General features: G+C 32.0%; 4 protein-coding genes and 2 pseudogenes. 5 read left to right on the top strand and 1 reads right to left on the bottom strand.

The annotated features are described in order from the left end of the window. The 5 genes and pseudogenes from RCH13_RS13865 to RCH13_RS13845 all read left to right on the top strand — a co-directional run. Nucleotides 1-360: SH3 domain-containing protein (locus RCH13_RS13865; RefSeq protein WP_326987848.1), on the top strand; the 360-nt coding region annotated here is incomplete at its 5' end. 19 nt (nt 361-379) lie between these two features. Further along, nucleotides 380-3,268, top strand: a complete 2,889-nt coding sequence (locus RCH13_RS13860) for a hypothetical protein (protein WP_326987847.1) — start codon at nt 380-382, stop codon at nt 3,266-3,268. Beyond that, a complete protein-coding gene (locus RCH13_RS13855; RefSeq protein WP_326987846.1) occupies nt 3,244-3,765 on the top strand; it encodes a hypothetical protein in 522 nt (173 codons plus the stop codon). Before RCH13_RS13860 ends, RCH13_RS13855 begins: the two co-directional genes overlap by 25 nt. A 164-nt stretch (nt 3,766-3,929) precedes the next feature. Further along, on the top strand, nt 3,930-4,235 hold the full coding sequence (locus tag RCH13_RS13850) for a hypothetical protein (RefSeq protein ID WP_326987845.1): 306 nt from the start codon (nt 3,930-3,932) through the stop codon (nt 4,233-4,235). Between the two features lie 65 nt (nt 4,236-4,300). Beyond that, nucleotides 4,301-5,361 (top strand): annotated as a pseudogene (locus RCH13_RS13845) (IS3 family transposase); the annotation flags it as partial. A 280-nt stretch (nt 5,362-5,641) separates the two neighbouring features. Here the strand turns inward: RCH13_RS13845 and RCH13_RS13840 are convergent. Then, nucleotides 5,642-5,884, bottom strand: a pseudogene (locus RCH13_RS13840) (hypothetical protein); the annotation flags it as partial. Nucleotides 5,885-6,060 lie beyond the last annotated feature (176 nt).

Raw genomic sequence — 6,060 nt, 5'->3', positions numbered from 1 at the left:
GTCGTTTTACCACAAAAAAGAGGTGGTCAATTTAAACCGAATTTACATGGTCACTTTAAACCGAATCTAGGTGGTCAATTACACCGAACTTTGCAGGTATATCAAGAAAAGAATAAATGGTACAAAATCTCATCTTCTTCACAACATTGGGTTTCTTCCGTTTATACAAGAGGAGTAAAAAGAGCGTTGGTTAATACAGACATTCTTAATGTCCGTTCAGGAGCGGGAGCTGACTTCCCAAAATTGGGAATACTTTCCAAAGGAACCGAAATTTTTGTCTATGAAGAAGAAAATGGATGGTCGAAAATAAGTATCGAATCTAAATGGGTAAAGAATTTTTATCTTGATTTTAGAGATTAAGTGATTATAAAACAAAATTATGCATTTCTTTATCGACAATTTACAATTAACAGAGCAAAGCATCGCGGATAGTTTTGGAATCGAAGACATTAATCAAAATTTGTTTAAAGTAACAACTGAATTTCAACTCACAACAAAAGCTAAAACTTTTGCTTGCCAAGATGGAATGATCATCATTCAACAATCTACAATTGATGAAGGTTTAGTAAATATTATGCTAAAACCAAGAAAAAGTTTAAATATTTCATTAAGTTCTGTGAAATATTATATTTACAGAGGAGTTTCAAAAGACAGTTTGTTTATAAATGACAAAATTATTCCCAATTCTCAAGCGCCAGAAAATTCTTTTTTGAAAAGAATATGGCAAGAAGTAGCCGGCCTTAGAATTGATTTTGATTTACCCGATTATCCTGACCCAACTCTCGGAAGTTTTGGGTATGACAACGATTTATTAAATGATTTAGAAATTGAAAAAATATTTAATAATTCCCAATCAAATACATTTCCAATTTACGTAAAAGAAGGAGAATGGATTGGGAACTTTGAAGCAAATAAAAAAATTGGTTTTGAAGTCATTTTAGAAAATGATAATTTGGAAATACCATCATTCAATAATCAAATCAATTTAGAGTATTTAAGAAAACAAAATCACGTAATAGATGTTTCAGGTTTAACAGGTTTTGAAAAAAGAGCAAAACAAGAACTTGCGTTATCGTATATTGATCCATGTGCTTTTTTTGGTTTGCATTATGATGTTGGAGTTAATATTTCAGTTTTTTTGGCGAATACTAAAACCATCGAAAATAAAAAGCAAGCCGAACTTTATAATGAACTATTGGATAAATTCCACAATAGAAACAAGGTTTATCTTGATATCAGAAGTGAAAATGGTTATTCCTACAATTTCTATAAAAACTATAAAGATGTAAACAATAAAAATATAAAAATGGAAGGCGAATCTTTGACTTATGAAACCGATTCTTGGCCAATATTAATTCTTGATTCACCTAATAAAGATAAAATAAATCTAAACCTGCGTATAGATGACAACTTAAAACCCATTCTGTTTTCTGAAAACAGAGAATTATACGATAATTATAACAACTCTTGCTTTATTGATGATACGAAACTATTAAATGAAAATCCTACAGATTGGAGCAAGGATATTGCTCTTAAATTCCCATTGACAGATATAAAAAATGTATCCTATTATGCGAAATTATATTATTACAGGCAAGAGAATACAACTCATCATCGAAATGCATCTTTGAAAAGTCAACCAACTTTCAATGCTATTTTTTGCCCTATAAATTTGGATAAAATCGCTGATAATAATAATGAGTTTCAGCATTTGATTTTTTCGGAAAATCTATTCAGCAAAGGAATACTTCCGAATATTGATATCAAATTTAGTTACGGAGCCGAGGCTGGAGTTTATTGGGATGCTTCACGAATTTTGTTCTATACAAAAGCCGTTTTTAAAAATGAACGAATAGGAAAATTTTTCAACAACACAATAAATAGCAATAATGGCTTTGATTTGGAAGGAAATTTCAATAAAACCTCTTTTCTATCCTCACGAATTTCGCTTAATGTAAACATTTTGCAAGAAACTGTTTCATCAAATGTTTATGAAGAAGTTAAAGTTTTAGACATTATCCAAAATAAAAATTCTACAGGAGCAATAGAAGATTTAATCTGTTTTGGGATTACAAAAACAGAATTTTCTGAACTTAAAAATATTACTGGCTTTACGGATTTTCACCATCGTTATATTTATTTGGAAGAACTTGAAAACTCTCCCTTTACAGATAAATATGGTATAGATTTCAGAAAATATGAAATAAAAACACAAGGTTTAGATGATGATGGCAAATCACTAATAAAAGGAAGCGACAATCCTATTTTTGTCTATTCCCAAAACGGATTGGTATTTGCGAGTAAGGAGTTTGCGAAGGATTATGAAGATTTTACAAAGGAAAAATATTTTGCACTTTTTTTACAATTTTTAAATATTAATCCAAAAACAACGTGGACACAGTTTGCGAGTTGGTTTATAGAGGGAGCGTTAGATTATAACAATTCATTTGACGTTACTTTTGCCGGAGATTTATCAAATATTATGTATGATTTGAAAGTTGCCAATTCCAATAATACATTAAATCAGCTAGAAATAAATTGGCCGAATTGGCAGAAAATAAAGCAAAACATAAAAAATGCTTTTGCTGACAATATACATAGTGGTGCAAAAGTTGTGAAAACATTCTATGACGAAATAATAGGAAATCCGTATGTTAATAATACTGTATCAATAGTGGTTCTAAACATTTATATTGATGAATTAAGAAATGAAATAAAGCAATCAACCAACATAAATAAAGATACCATGAACTGGGATGATTTATTTAAAATTTGGCTGTTTGAACTTTCTCGCCCTACTTTTCCGAATGATAAAATTAATTTCACTTGGGATTCTAATGTTATAAATGGAAGTAATATTTACAATCCTGATACTAATGCGGTATATAATTTTCCCAAAGGAAATCCAAGTATGTTATCCGATATTAAAAAAGGGCTACTCAATGGTGCATTTAACGAAGGGAATACTATGAATAGATATTTTAAATATGATTTTGCAGAACTTTATGCCACACTTTCTGATAAGAATATTGGGATCCAGATGTTAGGATCTTATGATACAAAAGCCACAGTGATTTCAAAATCTGGAAATGTAGCTGTTATTAAATTTTTTATCTCAAATATATTAGGATGGGAATCCGCTACGAGATTCGTTCAAACTAAAGAAGGAACAATTGGAGTAATCAAAGATAAGCGAATACATGATGGTTTACATTTAGGAGGCAATTTAAAAAACACCTACACATGGACAGAAATAGTAACATATTAAAAATAATATTTTTTGTATTTGCTATTAATATTTGCTTTTTAGCATTTAAGCTTTTCTCATTTATAATATCAAGCTCAAACAACCAAAATGAATATCCTGATGCTTTGCCAGATTATTATATTCCTTTAAAAGAGGCGGTTGGTAGATACATTTATATCCCTTACAAAAATAAAGAATATGGTATAGATGATTATAAATATCTTAACCTTAAAAAAGGAGATACATTAACATTAGAGATAAAAGCAGATTCTACATTTATATTTAATTATTTTTATCATGATAAGGCAATAAAATCAAAAAATTTCAAAGATAAATTCACAACTTATCCTTCATATAAAAACATATTAATACTAAAAAAATATCCAGATAGTTCACAATATCATGGAGGAACAAGTGGTTTTAAAAAAGGTGAAAAAACATATTTTTATTTACGTTTAAAAAGTCCTAATGATGATTCTGAATATGAGTATAACTTGTATTATGAAAAAATAAAATAATTAGGAATCTGGAACAAGGTGGTAGAATAATCAAGACAATAACCCAAATAATGATAGTATTCTAAATGACAAACCAAGAGGAACGGGTATTCATATAAGAGGTGCAATTGCTGAGACATTTGGTTGGAAAGAAACCCATACCGTAACCCCATAAATTCTAAAAAATGAAAAATAATATTGTACGCACATTAATAATAGTTATTTTTTTAGTATTAATCGTAGCGTATTTATCATCAAAAGCAATATCTATAATACAACAAACACAAGCGTATGATAATTTTATACCTGCCGATCCATCAGAAGAACTTCCTTTTGAAAAATTAGTTGGCAAATACGAGTTGGACGCAAACTCTAAAAAAAGATATAATATACCATATAAAATAAATTTAGCTTTAGAAATCGAAAAAGATACAACCTTAGTTACAGAAAAATATATAAATCCATTCAATAGAAAAATAGAAAAGTTGTAAGCTCCCCCGAAAACAGTACGATTCAAAAGTATAAAAATTATTAACTTTAAATCGTAATTATTATCATGAAAAAAAGCATTTTCAGTCCTGCCAAGATCGCAGGAATTTTAAAGGAGTTTACCGGTGGTCGTAGTGCCGAAGAATTGGCCAGAGAAAACGGAATCAGCACCGCAACGTTGTATAAATGGCGTCAAAGGTATAACGGAATGGAAGCCAGTGAGCTTAAGAGGGTAAAAGAATTGGAAGAGGAAAACGCCCGGCTTAAACGGATGTACGCCAATCTGGCGATGGAACTCGATGTTGCTAAATATATTATCGAAAAAAAGCTCTAAAGCCTTGTCGGAAACGCGAGATCTTGAGGGAGATCAAGGAACTTCAACCGAAGGATTCCGGCAAGGCTTTACGCATACTTCAATTAAGTAGAAGCAGTTTTCACTACCGCTCAATCAAAGATGATTCTACGGTAATGATGGAATTGGAACAACTCACGCAGGATTACCCGCGCGAAGGCTTCTGGAAGTACTATTATCGCTTGCGTAACCGGGGCGGGAAAATCAATCATAAACGACTTCACAGGATTTATAAGGAAATGAAACTTCCTTTGCGGCGCAAGGTCAAGAAACGTCTTCCTGCAAGAGTTGAAGTGCCATTGGAAGTGCCTAAAATTTTTACCCATACCTGGAGCATTGACTTTATGAGCGATGTTCTGTCCAATGGAAGGAAATTCCGCAGTTTTAATGTGATTGATGATTATAACAGGGAAATCCTGCATATTGAGGTAGACTACAGTTTGAAAAGTTCGCGGGTGATGTGGATATTGAATCATCTGGTGAACAGATATGGTAAACCCAAGAAGATACGTATGGATAACGGTCCGGAGTTCGTTGCCAATATTGCTGCAGTGTGGAGCACGCTTAATGAAATAACATTTGCTTACATTCAGCCGGGAAAACCCACGCAGAATGCCTATATCGAACGCTTTAATAAAACCTACAGGGAGCAAATCCTGGACGCCTATATTTTTGAAAGTCTGGATGATGTAAGGAGTGTGACGCAGGAATGGGTTACAGATTATAACCACGAAAGACCACATGACTCACTAGGCGGATTATCACCTGTGATGTGGAAAAGTGGACAGCAAGCCACCGCTACGGCCAGCGCTTTTCCTGACCACTTTCCCACATCCGATAACAACAGCACCAAATTATCAAGAAAAAATTCTATTTTTGAACCGTACTGAAAATGGGGAGTCTACAAAACATGTCTCATTATTCGTATTTCGTATTAGTTTCGTTAAAAAACCAATTATGAAACGAATGCTATGATTTTATATAAGGTGGTCAAAAATGATTGGTATTTTTGGGTAAGATTACACTATTTGAAAATATCCGATTGCTCATTAAGTTTTATAACATATTAAACTTCTCCATCGCATTTATCTTCGTTTGATCCGCAATATCTATATATGGTTTCATCGCAGAATAATCGCTATGACCAGTCCATTTCATTACAACTTGTGGTGGTATTCCGAGTGATAAAGCATTACAAATAAAAGTTCTTCTACCAGCATGAGAACTCATTAAAGCATATTTAGGAAAAACTTCATCATATCTTTGATTGCCTTTATAATAAGTTTCTCGCACAGGTTGCAAAGTTCGGTGTAATTGACCACCTAGATTCGGTTTAAAGTGACCATGTAAATTCGGTTTAAATTGACCACCTCTTTTTTTTGGTAAAACGACTGTTTTTCATGCGCTAATTTGTATTCAAATATAATTAATTTTCGGCTTTATTTATTCCTCTTTTTTTACGCATCGATTCGCCT

The organism is Chryseobacterium sp. MP_3.2, assembly GCF_035984805.1.
In the GTDB taxonomy this organism is placed as follows: domain Bacteria; phylum Bacteroidota; class Bacteroidia; order Flavobacteriales; family Weeksellaceae; genus Kaistella.
The sequence above is the reverse complement of the archived record's forward strand: the minus strand, read 5'-3'. Positions and strand labels throughout refer to the sequence as shown.